The sequence below is a fragment of the Bradyrhizobium erythrophlei genome (assembly GCF_042430365.1).
Classification (GTDB): Bacteria; Pseudomonadota; Alphaproteobacteria; order Rhizobiales; family Xanthobacteraceae; genus Bradyrhizobium; species Bradyrhizobium erythrophlei.
The window spans coordinates 1-20,069 of sequence record NZ_JBHMET010000249.1; the positions used below are offsets into that span (position 1 = coordinate 1).

Below are 20,069 nucleotides of genomic sequence, written 5' to 3' on the forward strand. Positions count from 1 at the left end.
AAGAAAGTCTTGAATCACACTCCTCTCGATTTGAGAATCCCAAGAGTCCACAGGACCTAGCCGCCACCCACGATCGCGTTGAACACGCGGCGGACCTCGCTTTGCGTCTCGCGCAGACGCGCTTCGAGGGCGGAGAAATCGGGAGTGTCCCCTGCCCGCGCCATCACCCGCAGGAGATCCTCGCCGGCGTTTTCCGGATTGAACTTGCCGTTGACACAGAGCCTGAGGATCTGCGTCAGGTCGTGATAGAGCCGCGCGGCCGAGCGCAGGATATCGGCCTCGGAATGACCGAGCACGCCGAGTTTTGCGGCGTTGTCGAGCACCTGCATCGTCGAGACGCTGAGGATTTCCGGCTTCGTTGCGGCATGCACGAGCTGGAGATATTGCGCGATGAAGTCGATGTCGACGAGACCGCCCGCAGCGAGCTTGAGGTCCCAGACGTCGTCCTCGCCCTTTTCGAGCGCGATCGCGCGCCGCATATCGGCGACGTCGGCCGCGGTCGACGCCGCATCGCGCGGCCGCGTCAGCACGCCGCGGATGATCGCCTCGATCTGCTCGCGGAACTTCGGCGAGGCGGATATCACCCGCGCCCGCGTCAGCGCCATATGCTCCCAGGTCCAGGCCTCGCGCTCCTGGTAATCGGCGAAGGAATCGACGCGCGAGGCGACCGGACCGGCGCGTCCCGACGGGCGCAGCCGCATGTCGACCTCGTAGAGCACACCGTAATTGGTGCGCGTCGTGAACGCGCTGATCAGGCGCTGGGTGAAGCGGGCGAAATACTGCGCACCGTGCAGCGAGCGCTCGCCGTCGGAGTCCGGCGCCTCCTGGTCGTAGTCGTAGAGCAGGATCAGATCGAGGTCGGAGGACGCCGTCATCTCGCGGCTGCCGAGTCGGCCCATGGCGACGATCGCCGTCTCCTGCCCAATGATGCGGCCGTACTGCGCGGCGAACTGGTCGGTGACGAGGCCGTGCACGGTATGCACGATGCCCTCGGCGACATCGGCAAAGGCGACGCTCGCCTGCTGCGCCGACACCGTGCCGGAGAGGATGCGCGTACCGATCAGGAACAGGCTCTCCTGGCCGAACAGCCTGAGACGATCGAGGAAGTCCTCGTAGGAGGACGCATCCTGCAGCGTGGTGGCGAGCCGCTCGGACAGCTCCTTCCTGTCCGGCATCGCACCGAAGAAGCGCGGATCGATCAGGCCATCCATGATCTGCGGCTGTCGTGCCAGCATGTCGCCGAGCCGCGGCGCGGCGCCGAGGATCAGCGCCACCAGCGCCACCAGGTCGCGGTTCTGGCTGAGCAGCGAGATCAGCCGCGCGCCGCGCTGCAGGGCGCCGAGGAAGCGGTCGAAAGCCACGACCGCGTCGTCGGGCTCCTCGGCGTTTGCGAGGCCGTCGATCAGGCCGGGAATGAACTCCAGGAACGCGGCGCGCGTCGCCTCGACGCGCAGCGCGCGATAGTCGCCCTCGATCCATTGCTGCACGGTATTCGCCGCCGCAATCGGCTTCTTGAAGCCGAGACTGACGAGATGCTCGAGCAGGCGCTGGTCTTCGGGACCTCCGCCATAATTGAGCTGCGGCAGCTTCGCGGTGCCGGTCGGATCATCCCCTTCGAACAGCTTGCCATAGTGGTTCTGCACGATATTGAGCTGGCTGAGCAGTTCGCTGGCAAACGCCTCACGGCTCTCGTAGCCGAAGAAATTCGCGAAGCGCTCAACCGCCTCGGCTTCTTCGGGCAGCGAATGGGTCTGCTCGTCGGCGATCATCTGCAGGCGGTGCTCGACCCGGCGCAGGAACTCATAGGCCGCGGTCAGCTCGTCGCGCGCCTGGTAGGTGATCCAATTGGAGGTGGCGAGCACATTCAAGGCTTCCAGCGTCGGACGCACGCGCAGTTCGGGATGCCGACCGCCGGCGATCAGTTGCTGGGTCTGGGCGAAGAACTCGATCTCGCGGATGCCGCCGCGGCCGACCTTCACGTTGTGGCCCTCGACCGAGATCTCGCTCTGGCCGCGATAGGTCTGCATCTGCCGCTTCATGTCGTGGACATCGGCGAGCGCGGCGAAATCCAGATGCTTGCGCCAGACGAACGGCGCGAGCTCGGCGATCAGCGCATCGCCCGCTCTGGCGTCGCCGGCCCAGGGCCGCGCCTTGATCATCGCGGCGCGCTCCCAGGTGCGGCCCTCGCGCTCGTAATAGTGCATCGCCGCGTCGGTCGAGATCGCGACCTGGGTCGAGGCTGGGTCGGGGCGCAGCCGCAGGTCAACGCGGAACACGTAGCCTTCGCCCGAGCGCTGCTGCAGGATCCGCGCCATGCCCTGCGTGACGCGCACGAAGAACGGCTGCGGCTCGATGTCCTCGGCGAGCGAGGTCGCGGCCGGATCGAAGAACACGATCAGGTCGATGTCGCTGGAATAGTTCAGCTCGCCGGCGCCCATCTTGCCCATCGCCAGCACGATCAGGCCACTTCCCTGCTCGGGATGCTCGGGGTCGGCCGCGGTCATCCGGCCGCGCGCGACCTCCTGACGAAGCAGGAATCGCAGCGCAGATTGCACCGAGGCGACCGCAAGGTCAGTCAGTGCCGCGGTCACCCGCATCACCGGCCAGACGCCGCCGATGTCGCACAGCGCGATCATCAGCGCGGCCTCCGCCTTCATGCGGCGGAGCAGATGCATGACATCAGCCTCGCCGCCGGCGGCGAACACCGCGCGCGAGGTCCTCTCGATCAGGTCGACGAGGTGTGACTCCGGGTCGCACGACAGGATCCGGATCAGCCGCGCGGCATCGGCGCGCGCCAGATCGAACAGATAGGGCGAGAACTCGGCAATGCCGCGCAGGATGTCCTTTGCGAACGGATGTTCCAGCAGCGCATCGAGCGCGGCGGACTGTGCCGGCTCGAGCTCGGCGAACCAGTCATTCAGGCGCTGTTCGGCGGATACGGAAGCGGCGACACACGGTCCGTCCACGAACCGCGCGGCCAGACGGTGTCGATCCGCGTTTCCCGGCGCGGCGGCATTCATGCCGCCTTCTGTGGCACATCCTGCGTTTGCGCTGCAAGCCTGTCACTGCCGCCGGCCCGCGCCGGCAGCACCAGCGTCGCGACCAGCCCCGGACGCGAATCGCCGAGCCGGAGCTCGCCGCCATGGAGGGTGGCGACCGCTGCGGCCAGGCTCAGACCGAGACCGGACCCGGGTAGGGTTCGGCTCGCCTCGAGCCGCACGAAACGCTCCACCGCGTGCTTGCGGTCGCCTTCGGGGATCCCGGGGCCATGGTCGGTGACGCTGAGCAGGACATGGTCACCCTCGCGCCGCGCCTCGATCAGGATCTCCCTTGCATCGGCATTCAGCGGCTGCACGCTCGTCTCGGGCTTGCCATATTTGATCGCATTCTCGACGAGGTTGGCGAGCGCCTGGCTGATCAATTCGCGGTTGCCGTGCAGCGGCGCCGGCGCCGTCTTCACCCGCAATGTCATGCCGTCGTCCTCGGCAAGCGGCTCGTAGAGCTCGTGGATGCCGTTGGCGACGTCGGCGGCGTCGAAATCGTCCATGTTGCCGCGGGCCTGCCCCGATTCGGCGCGCGCGATCATCAACAGCGCATTGAAGGTGCGGATCAACCCGTCCGACTCCTCGATGGTCCGCTCCAGCGCCGCGCGGTAATCGGCCTCGCAGCCGGATTTGGCCAACGCCTCCTCGGCGCGGTTGCGCAGGCGCGTCAGCGGCGTCTTGAGGTCGTGGGCGATGTTGTCGGAGACCTCCTTCAGGCCCGTCATCAGCGCCTCGATGCGCTCCAGCATGGCGTTGAGGTTTTCCGCGAGACGATCAAGCTCGTCGCCGCTGCGGCCGACGGGTAGCCGGCCGGACAGATCGCCCGCCATGATGCGCTGGGTGGTGCCGGTCATGGCGTCGATCCGGTGCAGCACGCGGCGCGCCACGAAGATGCCGCCGCCGATGCCGAGCACGACGACCACCAGGATCGACCATTGCGCGGCCTTGGCGACGATCCCGAACAGGCGGCGCCGCTCCTCGAGGTCGCGGCCGACCAGGATGCGGAAGCCGTTGCTGAGTTCGGTGACACGAACCAGCGCGCGGTGGTCCATCTTGTCCTGATCGTCGAGCCGCCGATAGGCTGTCTCCGACCAGCCCGGCGTGCCCATCACGCCCGGCGCCAGCGAGCCGACATTGCCGGCGACCGCCTGCCCGGTCGGCGTGGTGACGAGATAGAGGTTGGCGCCCGGCCGCAGCGAGCGGTTGCCCATGGCGATGGCCAAACCATGCAAGCCGCGGCGGTTATAGATGTCGGTGATCTCGCTGATCTCGGCATTCACCGTTGTGGTGATCTGCTCGGTGATCAGCCGCCGCGTGTTCCAGGCAAAATAGGCCAGCAGCGAGGCCGCAAAGAGCGCAAACAGGAACAGATAGACCAGCGTCAGCCGAAACGCCGTGGTGCGGATCAGTTTGCCGAAGGCCGTCACGGCTTACCGAATGCCGTCGCGAATCATGTAGCCCGCGCCGCGGATCGTGTGCAGCAGGGGCCGCTCGAAGCCCTTGTCGATCTTGGAGCGCAGCCGCGAGATGTGCACGTCGATGACGTTGGTCTGCGGATCGAAATGATAGTCCCAGACATTCTCGAGCAGCATGGTGCGCGTCACCACCTGCCCTGCATGCTTCATCAGATATTCGAGCAGCCGGAATTCGCGCGGCTGCAAGGTCAGCTCGTCCTTGCCGCGGGCGACGCGATGCGAGAGGCGGTCGAGCTCGAGATCGCCGACCCGGTAGGTGGTCTCCTCGGCCGGGCCGACATTGCGGCGCGACAGCACCTCGACGCGCGCAAGCAGCTCGGCGAACGAATACGGCTTCGGCAGATAGTCGTCGCCGCCGGCGCGCAAGCCCTTGATGCGGTCGTCGACCTGGCCGAGCGCGGAAAGAATCAGGACCGGCGTCCGGTTGCCCTTGTCGCGCAGGCTTCCGATCAGCGACAGGCCATCACGCTTCGGCAGCATGCGGTCGACCACCAACACGTCGTAGTCGCCGCTTTCGGCCATCGCAAGGCCCTCCTCGCCGTCGGTGGCGAGATCGGCGACGTAGCCGACTTCGCGGAACGCCTTGACCAGATAGTCGGCGGACTCGCGGTCGTCTTCGATGATCAGGATGCGCATTTGCGGAGCGGTTGCACTCACGGGAACTGGCCTTCTCTCACCATGGCGCGGCCGGCCTGCACATGCAAGACGACCGCGCCTGACCTGGATTTGATGAAAAAAGTGGGCGGTGAAGCTGGGGGACCTCACCGCCCTGAGCCCTTCCGACGGAGGGGGGCGTATTCCATCGAAAGGTACTGGAGGGAGCGAGCAAGGCGCCCGCCCCCCGGAAAGCGCCGTCAGCGGGGGCGACTGATGCCGACGACGCTTCCCAACTCATATTTAGCCCTTGGCCAGCGGGACCGCCACAAAGCGCGACGAACCGCCGCTCTTCACGCGCATGAGAACGCTGTTCTTGTTGTCGTTGCGCGCTGCGGCAATCGCGTCGCGCACCTCGCCGGCGGTGCCAACGGTCTTGCCGGCGACCTCGAGGATGACGTCACCTTCCTTGAAGCCCCGCTCGGCGGCGGCGCTCTTCGGATCGACTTCGGTCACGACCACGCCTTCCTTGCCGGCGCCGGCCACGCTGTTGGCGGGCGCGACGGTGAGGCCGAGCTTCGGCACGTCGGTGCCGCGGGTTGCGCCACCCTTGTCGCTGTTGTCGGTGTCAGCTTTCGCTTCCAGCGTGTTCGGCAACTGGCCGAGCGTGATGTTGACGACCTTGTCCTGGCCCTTGTGCAGCACGTTCAGCTTGACCGCATTGCCGGGCGGCAGGCCGCCGATGGTGCGGGCGAGCTCGCGCGCATCCTTCACCGGCTCACCGTTGACGGCGGTGATAACGTCGCCGGATTCGATGCCGGCCTTGGCCGCGGGGCCGTTGGCCTGCGGTTCCGCAACCAGCGCGCCTTCTGCCTTCTTCATGCCGAGGCTGTCGGCAATGTCAGAGGTCACCGGCTGGATCTGGACGCCGATCCAGCCGCGGCTGACCGAGCCCTTGTCCTTGAGCTGGGCGACGACGTTCTTCACGGTCGCCGCGGGGATCGAGAACGCGATGCCGACGCTGCCGCCGGACGGCGAGTAGATCGCGGTGTTGACGCCCATCACCTCACCGGAGACGTCGAACGCCGGGCCACCCGAGTTGCCCTTGTTCACGGGCGCGTCGATCTGGATGAAATCGTCATACGGGCCGTTGCCGATGTCGCGGCCGGAGGCCGAGACGATGCCGGCGGTCACGGTGCCGCCGAGGCCGAAGGGGTTACCCACCGCCAGCACCCAGTCGCCGATCCGCGGCTTGGTGTCGGAGAGCTTTGCATACGGGAAGTTCGAGCCGCCCTCGACCTTGATCAGCGCGAGGTCGGTGCGCGGGTCGGTGCCGATCACCTTGGCCTTGAAGGTCTTGCCGTCATCGGTCGTCACTTCGACCTTGTCGGCGCCGTCAACGACGTGGTTGTTGGTCACGGCGTAGCCGTCAGCCGAGATGAAGAAGCCCGAACCCTGGCCGGTCACCACGCCACGACCGCGCGGTCCACCGCGCAGGCCCGGGGGCAAGCCATCCGGACCGCCGAAGCGGCGAAAGAAGCGCTCCATCGGCGAACCCGGCTGGAACGGCGAATCGTCGTTGTTGTTGTTGTCGTCATTCTTGGCGACCTTCTCGCCGATATTGACCTTCACCGAGATCACCGAGGGCTTCACTCGCTCGACGATGTCGGCGAAACCGACCGGTTGCTGGACCTTGCGGACCTCGGTGTTGACCTGCGCGTGCGCCGGGGTCGCGAAGAGGTCAACGGACGAAGGGCTGAAGCCATAGACGGCAGCGCCAAGGCCGGCGACGACGGACGCCATCAGCGCGAGCTTGCGAGCCGAGAACAGCGAACGCTTCGGCGCCCGGAACGACGGGAAGGACGAGAGGTCGGTGGGACGGTCGGTCATTTCTTGAAATCTCCAAGAGCCAGAATTCGGAATCGTCGGTGCGGGGAGGCAGACACCTGATGCGCCTGAACATGGGGTTTCCAGCCTTACGGCGCGCTGGCGGCGGAATTAAACTTTTGTAATCAAGCCGGAAAAATGCGGCAGAATAGCGTAGTTAAAACAAGCGATTAGGCGGAAGGCTAGACGGCCGGGTCGGTTCGCAGCCAGTTCCGGAAGGCCGCCAGGCCCGGGTCCTTGGCGCGGAACGGGCGATACACGAGGTACCACCCATTCCCCTTGGGTACAGCGAGCTTGAAGGGCGCGACCAGACGCCCCTCCGCGAGGTCGTCATCGACATAGGGGCTGAGGCCGATCGCGACGCCGACGCCATCCAATGCCGCTTGCAGCACCATGGAGTAATTGCCGAAGCTCGGCCCCAGCCCGCCGCGCGGCAGTTTCACCTTGGCCGCCGCCAGCCACGACGGCCAGTCCTCCGGCGAGTGCTCGACCACGAGCAGCCGCTCCTTGGCAAGGTCCGACGGCTTGCGCAGGCGGCGCGCGATGGTTGCCGTGCAAACTGGACACAAATCAGCGGCAAACAGCGGGACGGCCTCGAGCCCGGGCCACTCGCCGCTACCGAGCAGGATGCCGCAGGTCCAATCATCCTTGAACGGATTGAGCGTACCGCCGGTGGCGATGCGGATCTCGATGTCGGGATGCTGGCTGTAGAAGCTTCCAAGACGTGGGATCAGCCAGCGCACTGCGAAAGACGGCCCGACGCCGATGGTAAGGGCTGGCGCCATGCGCATCGCCGTCACCTGCTCGACAACAGCGGCGATCTGATCCAATGCGGCGCTGAGGCTCGGCTGCAGCGCCGTCGCCTGCGGAGTCGGCATCAGGCCGTTGGGCAGCCGTTCGAACAGCGGAAAGCCGAGCCGCGCTTCGAGCAGCCGCACCATGCGGCTCACCGCTGCCTGGGTGACATTGAGCTCGTGAGCGGCGCCAACGAAGCTGCCGTGCCGCGCTGTGGCCTCGAAGGCGCGGAGGCCGTTCAGCGAAGGCAAGCGGCGCATATCACCCCAACCTTTCCTTACCCTGTGCCCGAGATAAAGGCGTTTGCGAAGTCGCCTTCATGGGCGCACGCAGTGGCATCCAATTTTTCTAACCCTTCACCGCCGCCGCGCAAGCCCGCGAGCGGCATCCCTTCCCTTCGTCAACAGACGGAGACCGCGCCATGACGACCAACTCAATCCTGATGCGCGCGACCAGGCCGCGGCCGCTCCGGGCCGCGCTGAACTGCATCGCGGCTTGCGCCACCGGCTTTGCCGATTTCTGCGACCGGCGCGAGGCGATCAAGCAGCTCGAGAGCCTCGACGATCACCAGCTGCGCGACCTCGGCGTCGCACGCTGCCGGATCGCGCAGGCGGTTCACGGCAAGGCTGGTTCTCGGATCTGGGAGATCGATCAATGACCCTGGCGCTCGTCAGCAGCAGCGAGCGGGCGCATCGGCCCCAGCGGGGCCTGACCGCGCACGCGCTCGATGCCGGCCACGCGGTCTTGACGGCAGCGGCGCTCGCCGGCCTGCTTGTCTACGCGATCGGCTTCACCGGCGACTTTACGGTCCCGAAGGACGTCGACAGCGGCGGTGGTCATTTCACGTCGTCGGTCGCCGTCATCATCGACATCGAGCTCATCGCCATTTGCGCCTTCGCGCATGCCTGTGTCGAATGGCAAGCGCTTCACGGCGTGCTGCAGCGATTCGTCGGGCCAACGATCGCCCGGCGCAACCTGGTGCTGCTTGCGTGCCTTGGCACCGCACTGCTGTTCGCCGCGTGGCAGCCGCTTTCCGCGCCGATCTGGCAAGTCTCGAATCCAGGACTCGTGGCGGCAGTCAGGGGATGGTCGTGGTCCGGCTGGATCGCGGTCATCTACGGCGCGGTGCTGTCGCGCGCGTTCGAGCCCTTTCGGGCAAGGCACTTATCGCTTGGCGTTGTCGGCCGCCCGCACGGCACGGCGGCCGATGCCGCAAGGCTGCATCGGCTGGTACGCTATCCGCGCTACCTCGGCGTTGTGCTGGCGCTATGGTCGTCGCCGGTCATGACATCGGGACGTTTCCTGCTCGCGGCCGGTGCGACCCTCTACGCAGCGCTCCGTATCTTCCTCGAGGAACGCGATCTGCGACCGCGCGTCGGCGCGCTCAATCCAACGGACCTGACCGCCCGCAACCCGGCCAGTGCGATCAAGCCCGCGCCAACGGCGCGGCCGCGTCACGGTCGCGATGATGAAGCAAGTGAAGGCAGACAGTGACTTCAGAACAAACGACTGTTGCGAGCGGGAACATCCTGCACGGATGATGACGCCTATCGCGGCTCTTCGGCTGGCGGCTCAGCGGCGATCAACCGCGCGAGCCGCGCCGCTTCTTCCTCTGTCAGCTTCGACGACGCATCGTCCACGGATGTGCCGCGCCGCCGCCGGCTGTAGCGCCAGAGCGCAAGGCCGCCGCCCAAAAGCGCCAGCGGCGGGATCAGCCAGAGCAGCAGCGTGTGCGGGCTGAAGCGCGGCTTCAGCAGCACGAATTCGCCATAGCGCGCCACCAGGAAATCGATCACCTGGCGGTCGCTGTCGCCGGCGGCAATCCGCTCACGCACCAGGAGGCGGAGATCGCGCGCGAGTGGCGCTTCGGAATCGTCGATCGACTGGTTCTGGCAGACCATGCAGCGCAGCTCGCGTGACAGCTCCCGCGCCCTCGCCTCCTTGGCCGGATCCGACATGATCTCGTCGGGCTGCACGGCACGGACCGGCAGCGGGCTCGCCATCAGCGCCGCGGCCAGCAGGCCGGCAAGGATCGTGCGCGACCGCATCACTCGGCCGCCTGCAATGCGCGCGCCGCACGGGCGGGCTTTGGCGCCCCCACCCGCAAGCGGCGGTCGGACAGCGACAGCACGCCGCCAAACGCCATCAGGACCGGGCCCCACCAGATCAGCAGCACCAGCGGCTTGTGATAGATCCGCACAGCGATCGCGCCGTCGGCTGAGTTATCGCCCAGGGAGATGTAGAGCTGGCTGGCGCCGCGCGTCAGCAGCGCGGCTTCCGTTGTCGATGATCCCCGCGTCGTGAAATTGCGCTTCGACGGGGTCATCAGAGCGAGCTTGTCGCCGTCGCGGCTGACGCTGAACTGCGCAAGCATTTCGCGGAAGTTCGGCCCCTGGCGTTGCGTCAGGCCGTCGAGCTTCAGCTGGTATCCGGCGACGTTGGCGACGTCGTTCGGCTTCATCGCGCCGATATATTCGCTGTTCCAGGTGGTCTCGCAGACAATCCCGATCAGCGCCACGCCGAGGCCGGCATGGGCGAACGCCGTGCCCCACACCGCACGCGGCAACCCGCGCGCCCGGCGCAGCGAGATCGACAACGGAATCCGCAACAGCCCGACGCGCTCGGCAAGATCGCACAGCGCGCCCACGATCACGAACACCGCAAGGCCGATCGCGAGCGGCGCCAGTGTCGCACCGCCATAGGTCCACGCCCAGATCAGCGCGATCGCAACCAGCGCGGCGACGCCGGCCGCGGTCAGCCGCTGCGCGGCGCCGAGCAGGTCACCACGCTTCCAGGCCAAAAGCGGCCCGAACGGGACCGCGATCATCAGCGGCACGAACAGCGGCGCAAAGGTGAGATTGAAGAACGGCGCGCCGACTGAGATCTTGTCGCCGGTCAGGACCTCGAGTGCCAGCGGATAAAGCGTCCCGATGAACACGGTCGCGCAGGCGGTGGTGAGGAAGAGATTGTTGAGCACCAGCGCGCCCTCGCGCGAGATCGGTGCGAACAGCCCGCCCTGTTTCAGCGCCGAGGCGCGCCAGGCGTAGAGCGCGAGGCTGCCGCCGATGAAGACGCAGAGGATCAACAGGATGAACACGCCGCGCGCCGGATCGGTCGCAAACGCGTGCACCGAGGTCAACACGCCGGAGCGCACCAGGAAGGTGCCAAGCAGCGACAGCGAGAAGGTCAGGATCGACAGCAGGATGGTCCAGACCTTGAGCGCGTTGCGCTTCTCCATCACCAGCGCCGAATGCAACAGCGCCGTGCCCGCGAGCCACGGCATCAGCGAGGCGTTCTCGACCGGATCCCAGAACCACCAGCCGCCCCAGCCGAGCTCGTAGTAGGCCCAGTACGACCCCATCGCGATGCCGAGCGTGAGGAAAATCCAGGCCATCAGCGTCCACGGCCGTACCCAGCGCGCCCACGCGGCATCGATCCGGCCTTCGATCAGGGCCGCGACCGCAAACGAGAACGAGATCGAGAAGCCAACATAGCCGAGATAGAGCATTGGAGGATGCACCGCGAGGCCGATGTCCTGCAGCACCGGATTGAGGTCGCGGCCCTCGATCGGCGGATTGGCGATGCGCAGGAAGGGATTCGAGGTGATCAGGATGAAGAGATAGAAGGCGCTGGCGACCCAGCCCTGCACCGCCAGCACATGCGCACGCAGCGACAGCGGCAGGTTGTTGCCGAACGCCGCAACGAGGCCGCCGAACAGCGCGAGGATCGACACCCACAACAGCATCGATCCTTCGTGATTCCCCCACACGCCGGTGATCTTGTAGATCAACGGCTTGAGCGAATGAGAGTTCTCGTAGACGTTGGCGACCGAGAAGTCCGAGGTGACGTGCAGCATCACCAGTGCGACGAACGAGACCGCGACGAACAGCAATTGCGCGAGCGCCGTCGATCGCGCGACGCTCATCAAGGCCGCGTCGTGCCAGCGCGCGCCGATCAGCGGCACGGTCGACTGGATCAGCGCCAGACCGAGCGCCAGCACGAGCGCGTAATGTCCGCTTTCCGCGATCACCGCATCGCTCCCTGCGCCGGCTGCGGCGCGGCCGAGGCGCTCGGCTTGGCGCCGTAATCGTCCTTCCAGTGACCCTGCTTCTTCAGGGCGTCGGCGACATCCTTGGGCATGTAGGTCTCGTCATGCTTTGCCAAGACGGTGTCGGCCCGGAACACGCCCGACGCATCGAGCGCACCTTCCGCGACCACGCCCTGCCCTTCGCGGAACAGATCCGGCAGGATGCCCTTGTAGGCGACCGGCAGTGTCGCGCTGCCGTCGGCGACGCTGAAGCTCACCGCGAGATTGTCGCCGCGCTGCAGGGAACCTGGCTGTACGAGCCCGCCGAGACGGAAGCGCTGGCCCGGGCCGATATGCTTTTCGGCCACCATCGACGGCGTCGAGAAGAACACGATGGAATCGCGCAGCGCGTTCAGCACGAGGCCCGCGGCAATCGCAAGCACCGCGAGCGCACCGCCGATCAAGGTCAGACGTCGTTGCTTCCTGGTCATGGTCCTTCCTTGCGCATGACGTCGCTCCGCGGCTCATCCCCCGGCATCATGCGTCACCCATCCAGCCCCAGATTCTTCAGCCCTTCATTGAGCTGCCGCAACCGCTCGGCGTCGTTGGCGACCGCCTGACGCGCATCGGAAAGCGCGCTGATTGCCTTGTCGCGCTCGCCCATCACGAGGTAGGCGCGCACCAGACGCAGCCATCCCTCGACGTCGTCGCCGTTCTGCTTCAGCCGGGTCGCCAGCCGGTCGACCATGCCGCGGATCATCGCGCCGCGATCAGCTTCGCCCATATCCTTGGCCGCGGCCATCGCACTGTCCGGCAGCGGCGGCGCGGCGACGCCGCCGACCCGCACCAGGGCGGCCTGGACCAGCGGACGCCAGGGTGCATCGGCTGGCGCCTTCGCCAGTAGCGCCTGCCAGATCGCCGCGGCATCGGCCTTGCGGCCATCCTGCTCGGCGGCCAGCCCGAGGAAATAATTGGCCTTGGCGTCGTCGGCATTCTGCGCGACGGCGCGCTCGAACTCCGCCTTGGCGTCCGACGTGACGACGCCGCCGGCCGCGCCCAGCAGCGCTTCGCCGAGGTCGGCGCGGCGCTCGGCGCTGTCGCCGGCATAGGTGATGGCATTGCGATAGGCGCGGACCGCGTCATCGTAGCGGCCGAGGCGCGACAGCACCGGCGCCAGTACGCTCCAGCCGCGGCCATCGGTCGGATTCTTCTCCAGGTGAGACTCGACCTGCGCCACCAGGTTCGTCAAAGGCTGATTGGCGTCGGCGACCCGGCTGCGCTCGGCGAGCGGGAAGTCGCCGAGTTGCGGCGAACCGAGCCAGAGGTAGAGACCGGCGGCAATCACCGGCAGACCGACCAGCGCAACGACGGCGGCGACCCGCCGCAGCCTGAGGTTGCCCTGCAGCGGGGCGTCCCGCTCATTCTGGTCGGCCGCGGAGAGCAGCCGCCGGCTGATCTCGATCCGCGCGGCCTCCGCCTCGGCGGCGCCGATGCTGCCCGCCGCCAGGTCGCGGTCGATTTCGGCAAGCTGATCCCGGTAGACGACGGCCTCGCTGCCGCCACGGCCCACAGCCCGCCCACGGCTCAGCGGCCACAGCACGGCAAAGATCGCCGCGACCGTCATCAGCGCGAACACAAACCACAGCGTCATCAAGCGGTTCCCGGGCAGAACGGCGGCCTCCGGTCAGGCCCCGCCAAGCCGCTTTACACCAGCCGCAGCGAGCCCGGCAATTGACAATTGCTGGATCGGGAGCGCGACCAAAGGCCGGGAGGAATTCTCGGGGTCAGCTCGCGCGGGAGGATTTGCGCTCGCCGGTGACGGCGTTTTCGGCCGCCCGGCTCATCAGCGACGCGTAATCGTGGCCGAAAAGAACCTCGCAGAAGCGAATCGCGGCCTTGACCTGCATCTGGCGGAAGGAGCGCACCCTTGTATCGCCGGCGCGCAATGACTGCACCAGTCCTTCGGTCGACTGCTCGACATAGTGCTGCAGGTCGGAATAGGTCCGCAGCGTCACCTCGTTGATGGCGAGCTCGCTGGCATAGGTGCGGCACACCGCCACGAAGTCGATCAGCGCAGCGGTGTCTTCGACCTCCGACATGTCGATCTGGGACGCGGCGGAAATGTCCTTGTCGGCGCGCTGGCGCAGGATGCGGCGGACCCGGCCGGGCACGCTGTCGATTTCCGATTGCAGCGCGTTGGAGGTGTCGGCCCGGATCGAGGTGAGCTGGCGGCCCCAGGCGGAGTCGTTGCGCAAATCGAGCTCGGTGCGCAGGCCGCGGACGCCGTCATGCAGCGTCTTGAGCTGCTCGCCGACATAATCGAAATGCCCGCGCCTGATGTCGGTTCGCAGGCAGGCGGCCACGAACGACAGATCGTGCAGCGCGATGGTGACGGCGATACCAAAGGGGGTTGCGGCCACCCGCAGCTCGTCGTCGGAAGCGGCCATCTTGATCGCGAGGCGAATGATCTGCCACGGCGCGACCAGCCGCTGGGCGATCAGGGACAGCGCGAAGGGCAGGAGTTGCGGCGTCTGCAGCGACGGAACCTTGAACGCGTCGGTGACGGATGCGATCTGGGCGTCGGCGAACACCCGCATCTGGCTGGGCAACCGGCTGCCCAGCGTCTCCAGCGCCTCGCGCGCCCGCAACACCGAACCGATCGGCAGCAGGTCGTCGACCACGCTCGGCGGGCCGACGCGCGATAGTCCGCGCTGACGGTCGTCGCCACCCGGCGCCGCGATCTTGAGGATCGCCTCCGCCGCTGCGAGCTGGAACTTGCGCGCCGCGGCCTCGGCCGGACCGGCCTCCCGCGCGGTGGCGAGCGCAGCCTCGTATTCACGCGCAGCCTCCGGCGCACCGTCGCGCGCCAGCCACTGCCAGACCGGCAGCAGCGAAGCGCGCTTGATCTGGCCCGGCCGGGTCGGGAAATTGGTTTCTGCCAGGAACGGCTCGAGCGGACGGAACAACAGCCGCGCCGGATCGTCGCTGCGCGGCTGGATCTCTTCGTCCTCCTCCGCGCCACGGACGATCTTGCGCAGCTGCTCCAGCACCATGTTGGCGACCGTGACGTCTTCGCCACGCTCGACGGCGCGCTCGAACTCCCGCATCAGCAGCGCCTGCGATTGCGGCGGTAGCTGCGCAAGATAGTCCCTCAGCCGCTCGATCGATCTTTGGCTCATGCCCCGGTCATGAAGCTTGGTGTGGCGCGGACGGCCGCAACACGTCCGTCGCGGATCATAGAAGCGGGCGTGTTAAGAAGTCGTTTAGGAATAATGACATCCCGAATACGGCGCGCGGCCGCGCGCCGGCGGCGCGCTACACCCCGGGCAGCACCAGCTCGGCCCGAAGGCCGCCGATCGGCGCGTTCCGAAGGGCGAGATTGCCGCCGTAGAGGCCGGCGAGATCGGTCACGATCGAAAGCCCCAATCCCGAGCCGGGCTTCGATTCGTCGAGCCGCTGGCCACGCCGCGAGACCTGGGCGCGCTCGGCCTCCGACAGGCCGCGGCCATCGTCGTCAACGACGATGCGCAGCCGCGGCGCGGCGCCCGCCTCCTCCGGCGGTTCGACCAGCACCTCGATGAACACCTGCGAGGCCGCCCATTTGCACGCATTGTCGACGAGGTTGCCGACCATCTCCTCGAGGTCCTGCCGCTCGCCGCGGAAGCGCGCCGCCGGGTCCGCCTTCGCCTCGATCGCGATCTCGCGATCGCGGTGGATCTTCTCCATGGTCCGGCGCAGCGCCTCGATGACCGGCGCGACGTCGGTGATGGTGCTGACGATGGTGACGCGGGCGGCAATGCGCGCCCGCTCCAGATGATGGGCAACCTGGTCCCGCATCACGTCGGCCTGCTCCATCACCTTCCTCGCGAAGGAGGGATCGGTGGCATGCGCGCTCGCCTCGTTCACGATCACCGAGAGCGGCGTCTTGATCGCGTGGGCGAGATTGCCGACGTGGGTGCGCGAGCGTTCAACGATCTCGCGGTTGGCATCGATCAGCGCGTTGGTCTCGCGCGCGAGCGGCGCGATCTCGACCGGAAACTGGCCCTCCAGCCGCTCCGCCCGGCCGGACCGGATGTCGGCGATCGCGTCCGAGATGCGCTTGAGCGGCGCAAGGCCGTAGCGGACCTGGAAGATCGTGGTCAGCAGCAGCACGATGCCGAGCGCGGCGAAGGTGCCGCCGAGATAGTAGTCGAAGCTGCGCGTCTCATCGAAAATCTCGGTGGCGTCGCCGGCGACGCTGACCAGGAACTTGCCGTCGGCGCCGAGATCGACCGGCCGCTCCACCATGCGCAGGCTCTGGCCTTCCGGGCCGTCGACATAGCCGAGGCGAACACCGGCGGCGGTGAGCTCGGCGCCATGCTCCTCGAGCTTCGGCAGCTTCTTGTCCCACAGCGAGCGCGAGGCGCGGGTCTCGCCCTTCTCGGTGTCGGTGCGGGTGATCTGCCAGTACCAGCCCGACAGCGGAAGGTCGAACAGGGGTTCGCCGAGCGACTGGAACTGACGGTCCGGTGGCTCGTCCGGCGTCGCGACCTCGGCGATCAGCGTGCGCAGATAGAGATTGAGCCTGCGGTCGAAGGCGCGCTCGGTCGCCTCGCGATAGACCGACGACAGGATGACACCCGTGATCACCAGGATCACCACCACCCAGGCGGTGGCCGACACGAACAGGCGGGTCGCAAGCGAACTGCCGCGCATCAGGGCACGGTCTCGAAAATCATGTCAGCGCGCTTCGACATGGAAAATCCTGTCCCCCTCGGAGGGATCATGCCGATGCCCGCACGCCGATCAGGCGCCCGACGTCGGCGGCGTCAGCATATAGCCGAGGCCCCGTACGGTCTGAATGATATCGACTTCCAGCTTCTTGCGGATGCGGCCGACGAACACCTCGATGGTGTTGGAGTCGCGGTCGAAGTCCTGGTCGTAGAGATGTTCGACCAGCTCGGTCCGCGACACCACCCGCCCGGTATGGTGCATCAGGTAATCAAGCAGATTGTACTCGTGCGAGGTCAGCTTGATCGGGTTGCCGTTGACCGTGACGCGCTTGGTGCGCGTGTTCAGCGAGACCGGTCCGCAGACCAGCTCGACTTGGGCATGGCCGGTCGAGCGGCGCAGCAGCGCGCGGATCCGCGCCAGCACCTCCTCGAGGTGGAACGGCTTCGCCACATAGTCGTCAGCGCCGGCGTCGAAGCCCTGGACCTTGTCGCTCCAGCGGTCGCGCGCGGTGAGAATCAGGACGGGCATCACCCGCTTGTTGCGACGCCACGCTTCCAGCACCGAGATGCCGTCCATCTTCGGCAGGCCGATATCGAGCACGACGGCGTCATAGGGCTCGCTGTCGCCGAGGAAATGCCCTTCCTCGCCGTCGAACGCCCGGTCGACCACATAGCCGGCATCCGTCAGCGCCGTGGTGAGCTGGCGATTCAGGTCCGGATCATCCTCAACGACAAGCAGACGCACGTTGGCCTCCGAGGGTAGGTATTGCGGTATCCGGCATCAAATGAGGCTTTCGGCGGTGAACGGGCTATGAACGGAACAACGGGCGAAATGTTACTTTTTGGTCATGTCCGCTTGATAGCAGATTTGGGCCGGCCGGGCACGCCGGACGGCGGCCGGTTAACGATAACCGTCGATCGGCCCCGCAAACCGCCCCCCCCGGCGGCGGCTCCCGGGTTGCGATCGGGTCGGCCGTCGCATACCACCTTACTGTCATGACCCAAAAGATTTCCCGTATTTCGGGCTGGCTGGCACTTGCTTTCATCGCGTTCGCGACGCTGTCTCCGATCGACGAACGGCCGTCGATCGCCGGGCCCCAGGTCGAGCACTTTGCCGCGTTCGCGCTGCTCGGATTGGCGCTCGTGCTGGGTTATCCGCGCCGCGTGCTGCCGATCGTTGCGATCGTCCTCGCCAGCGCGTTCGTGCTGGAGACGCTCCAGCTTCTGACGCCGGATCGCCACGGCCGCCTGCTCGATGCGCTGGTGAAGGCGGCGGGCGGACTCTGCGGGATCGGAGCTGGCCGGCTGCTGCTCGCGCTGTTGCAGGGTCAGATCGATCGCTTCAGGAAGCTGCCGGGACAGTCGGCCGGCTAGCACGACGGCGACCGCGATCGAGATAAAGTAATTCTGTTGTGGAGAATAAAGTTCGCCGCAACTGATGGATGAAGATCTGCGACGCTGAGACAAACAGGCGTTGGCGTCGAAAAAGCTGGAATGCTAAGAGTGTCGCGATAGCGCCTGCAAGGCCGTCGCATAACGCAGAGACATCGCATGATCCTGGTCACCGGCGGCGCCGGCTACATCGGCTCACACGCTTGCGTCGCACTCCTGTCGGCCGGTGAGGATGTCGTCGTCTTCGACAATTTCTCCAACAGCAGTCCGATCGCACTGGAGCGGGTGCAGAAGATTTGCGGCAAGCCGCTTGCCGTCGTCGAAGGCGATGTGCGCGACCAGGCCGCGCTCGAGACGACGCTGGCGCAGTATGGCTGCACCTCGGTGATGCATTTCGCCGGTTTGAAATCCGTGCAGGATTCGGTTGCGCAGCCGCTCGACTATTATGACCAGAACGTCATCGGTTCGCATCGCCTGCTGCGCGCGATGCAGGCAACCGGCGTGCGCAAGATCGTGTTCAGCTCGTCGGCGACCGTCTACGGCACGCCGCAATTCCTGCCCTACACGGAGGAGCACCCGCTGAAGGCCGTCAATCCCTATGGCCGCACCAAGCTCATGATCGAGGAGATGCTGCGTGACCAGTATGTGAGCGACAACAGCTGGGCGATCGCGATCCTGCGCTACTTCAATCCGGTCGGCGCGCACGAGAGCGGGCTGATCGGCGAAGACCCGAAAGGCGTTCCCAACAACCTCGTGCCGTTCGTGGCCCAGGTCGCGATCGGGCGCCGCGATCGGCTCAATATCTTCGGCAACGATTACGACACCCCCGACGGCACCGGCGTGCGCGACTACATCCATGTGATGGATCTCGCCGCGGGCCATGTTTCCGCGCTGCGGCTGCTCGACACTCCGCAATGCTTTGCGGTCAATCTCGGCACCGGCGCCGGCAACAGCGTGCTCGACGTGGTTCGCGCCTTCGAAGCCGCAAGCGGCCGGCCGGTCCCCTACGAGATCAAGCCGCGCCGCGCTGGCGATCTCGACGCCTATTATGCCGCGACCGATTATGCAGCGAAGCTGCTCGGCTGGACGGCAACGCGGTCGCTGGAGACGATGTGCGCCGATCACTGGCGCTGGCAAAGCGGCAACCCGAACGGATACGCGTAAGACAGCCAACGCAGCGAAATCGTGATGCGACACCAGAGCTTCGGTTCTGATTGAATCAGAGCCGAAGCTCTAGATTCTAGTTTTGACGCGTTTTCTTCACGCGAACCGGCATCCACTTCGCTCGAAAACGCTCTGGCACCGCATCACGATCGCGTGGCCTCATGCGCGCTGATAGTCGTCCTCGATGCGGATGATGTCGTCCTCGCCGAAATAGCTGCCGGTCTGCACCTCGATCAGCTCGAGCTGGATCTTGCCGGGGTTCTCCAGCCGGTGCACCGCGCCGATCGGGATATAGATCGATTCGTTCTCGTGCACGGTCTTGATCAGCTCGTTGACGGTGACCTGCGCGGTGCCGCGCACCACGATCCAGTGCTCGGAGCGATGGTGGTGCTTCTGCAGGCTGAGCCGCCCACCCGGCCGGACGATGATGCGCTTGACCTGGTGGCGGTCGCCATTGTCGACCGACTGGTAGGAGCCCCAGGGACGATGCACCTTGATGTGGCTCTCGGTCACCTCGGGCGCGATGGCCTTGAGCTTGCCGACCAGCCGCTTCAGACCGTTGGCGTCCTGCTGGCGCGACACCAGCACGGCGTCCTGGGTTGCCACCACGACGAGATCGTCGACGCCTTCCAGCGCGACCAGCGCGCGATCGGTCGAGACGTTGCAGTTGCGCGAATCCTCGAACACCGCAGCCCCCCGCGCCGCGTTGCCCTGGCTGTCCTTCTCCGACAGCTCCCAGACCTGGCGCCATGAGCCGATGTCCGACCAGCCGCACGCCACCGGCACCACCGCCGCATGCGCGGTCTTCTCCATCACCGCATAGTCGATCGAGATCGCCTTCGCCGCAGCGAAGGCTGCCGCGTCGAGCTTGACGAAGCCGAGATCGCGCGCGGCGGTCGCGACGGAGTCCGCGATGGAAGCGACGCTCGCCGCGTCGACATTGCGATACTCGTCGAGCAGCACCGCGGCGCGGAACATG

General features: G+C 66.6%; 17 protein-coding genes. 4 read left to right on the forward strand and 13 right to left on the reverse strand.

Features of this window, described 5'->3' with window-relative positions:
- Positions 1–56: 56 nt before the first annotated feature.
- From ACFFWD_RS37465 to ACFFWD_RS37485, 5 genes are all read right to left on the reverse strand, one after another.
- Positions 57–3,020, reverse strand: coding sequence for a bifunctional [glutamine synthetase] adenylyltransferase/[glutamine synthetase]-adenylyl-L-tyrosine phosphorylase (locus ACFFWD_RS37465; RefSeq protein ID WP_376974290.1), 2,964 nt, complete (start codon positions 3,018–3,020; stop codon positions 57–59).
- A complete protein-coding gene (locus ACFFWD_RS37470) occupies positions 3,017–4,471 on the reverse strand; it encodes a sensor histidine kinase (protein WP_376974292.1) in 1,455 nt (484 codons plus the stop codon). Before ACFFWD_RS37470 ends, ACFFWD_RS37465 begins: the two co-directional genes overlap by 4 nt.
- Positions 4,472–4,474: 3 nt before the next feature.
- Positions 4,475–5,155: a winged helix-turn-helix domain-containing protein gene (locus ACFFWD_RS37475; protein WP_376974362.1), complete on the reverse strand. Its 681-nt coding sequence runs from the start codon at positions 5,153–5,155 to the stop codon at positions 4,475–4,477.
- Between the two features lie 261 nt (positions 5,156–5,416).
- The gene (locus ACFFWD_RS37480) at positions 5,417–7,003 is read right to left on the reverse strand and encodes a Do family serine endopeptidase (protein ID WP_376974295.1); all 1,587 of its coding nucleotides are present in this window, start codon (positions 7,001–7,003) and stop codon (positions 5,417–5,419) included.
- Positions 7,004–7,182: 179 nt separating this feature from the next.
- Complete coding sequence (locus ACFFWD_RS37485) at positions 7,183–8,055, reverse strand: LysR substrate-binding domain-containing protein (RefSeq protein WP_376974297.1); 873 nt, start codon at positions 8,053–8,055, stop codon at positions 7,183–7,185.
- A 161-nt stretch (positions 8,056–8,216) separates the two neighbouring features.
- Here ACFFWD_RS37485 and ACFFWD_RS37490 point away from each other — a divergent pair, with 161 nt between their 5' ends.
- Positions 8,217–8,453 (forward strand): YjiS-like domain-containing protein, encoded by a 237-nt coding sequence (locus ACFFWD_RS37490; protein ID WP_376974299.1) that lies wholly within the window; start codon positions 8,217–8,219, stop codon positions 8,451–8,453.
- Positions 8,450–9,289, forward strand: a complete 840-nt coding sequence (locus tag ACFFWD_RS37495; protein ID WP_376974301.1) for a hypothetical protein — start codon at positions 8,450–8,452, stop codon at positions 9,287–9,289. Before ACFFWD_RS37490 ends, ACFFWD_RS37495 begins: the two co-directional genes overlap by 4 nt.
- Positions 9,290–9,342: 53 nt before the next feature.
- On the opposite strand, the gene ACFFWD_RS37500 is transcribed toward ACFFWD_RS37495, so the two are convergent.
- The 7 genes from ACFFWD_RS37500 to ACFFWD_RS37530 all read right to left on the reverse strand — a co-directional run bounded on the left by ACFFWD_RS37500 (position 9,343) and on the right by ACFFWD_RS37530 (position 17,279).
- Entirely contained in the window at positions 9,343–9,843 is a 501-nt protein-coding gene (locus ACFFWD_RS37500) for a cytochrome c-type biogenesis protein (RefSeq protein ID WP_376974303.1), read from the reverse strand.
- Positions 9,843–11,825, reverse strand: a complete 1,983-nt coding sequence (locus ACFFWD_RS37505) for a heme lyase CcmF/NrfE family subunit (protein ID WP_376974305.1) — start codon at positions 11,823–11,825, stop codon at positions 9,843–9,845. The genes ACFFWD_RS37500 and ACFFWD_RS37505 overlap by 1 nt, the downstream gene beginning before the upstream one ends.
- On the reverse strand, positions 11,822–12,313 hold the full coding sequence (gene ccmE, locus ACFFWD_RS37510; protein ID WP_376974307.1) for a cytochrome c maturation protein CcmE: 492 nt from the start codon (positions 12,311–12,313) through the stop codon (positions 11,822–11,824). Before ccmE ends, ACFFWD_RS37505 begins: the two co-directional genes overlap by 4 nt.
- Positions 12,314–12,366: 53 nt before the next feature.
- On the reverse strand, positions 12,367–13,473 hold the full coding sequence (gene ccmI, locus ACFFWD_RS37515; RefSeq protein WP_376974309.1) for a c-type cytochrome biogenesis protein CcmI: 1,107 nt from the start codon (positions 13,471–13,473) through the stop codon (positions 12,367–12,369).
- A gap of 133 nt (positions 13,474–13,606) precedes the next feature.
- Positions 13,607–15,001, reverse strand: a complete 1,395-nt coding sequence (locus ACFFWD_RS37520; RefSeq protein WP_376974311.1) for a hypothetical protein — start codon at positions 14,999–15,001, stop codon at positions 13,607–13,609.
- 136 nt (positions 15,002–15,137) lie between these two features.
- Positions 15,138–16,517, reverse strand: coding sequence for an ATP-binding protein (locus ACFFWD_RS37525; protein WP_376974313.1), 1,380 nt, complete (start codon positions 16,515–16,517; stop codon positions 15,138–15,140).
- Between the two features lie 90 nt (positions 16,518–16,607).
- Entirely contained in the window at positions 16,608–17,279 is a 672-nt protein-coding gene (locus ACFFWD_RS37530; protein ID WP_376974315.1) for a response regulator transcription factor, read from the reverse strand.
- Positions 17,280–17,530: 251 nt separating this feature from the next.
- Here ACFFWD_RS37530 and ACFFWD_RS37535 point away from each other — a divergent pair, with 251 nt between their 5' ends.
- Complete coding sequence (locus ACFFWD_RS37535; protein WP_376974317.1) at positions 17,531–17,908, forward strand: VanZ family protein; 378 nt, start codon at positions 17,531–17,533, stop codon at positions 17,906–17,908.
- Between the two features lie 177 nt (positions 17,909–18,085).
- Complete coding sequence (galE, locus tag ACFFWD_RS37540) at positions 18,086–19,090, forward strand: UDP-glucose 4-epimerase GalE (RefSeq protein WP_376974319.1); 1,005 nt, start codon at positions 18,086–18,088, stop codon at positions 19,088–19,090.
- A 159-nt stretch (positions 19,091–19,249) separates the two neighbouring features.
- Here galE and ACFFWD_RS37545 read toward each other — a convergent pair.
- On the reverse strand, positions 19,250–20,069 hold an 820-nt coding region (locus tag ACFFWD_RS37545; RefSeq protein ID WP_376974321.1), incomplete at its 5' end, for a cupin domain-containing protein.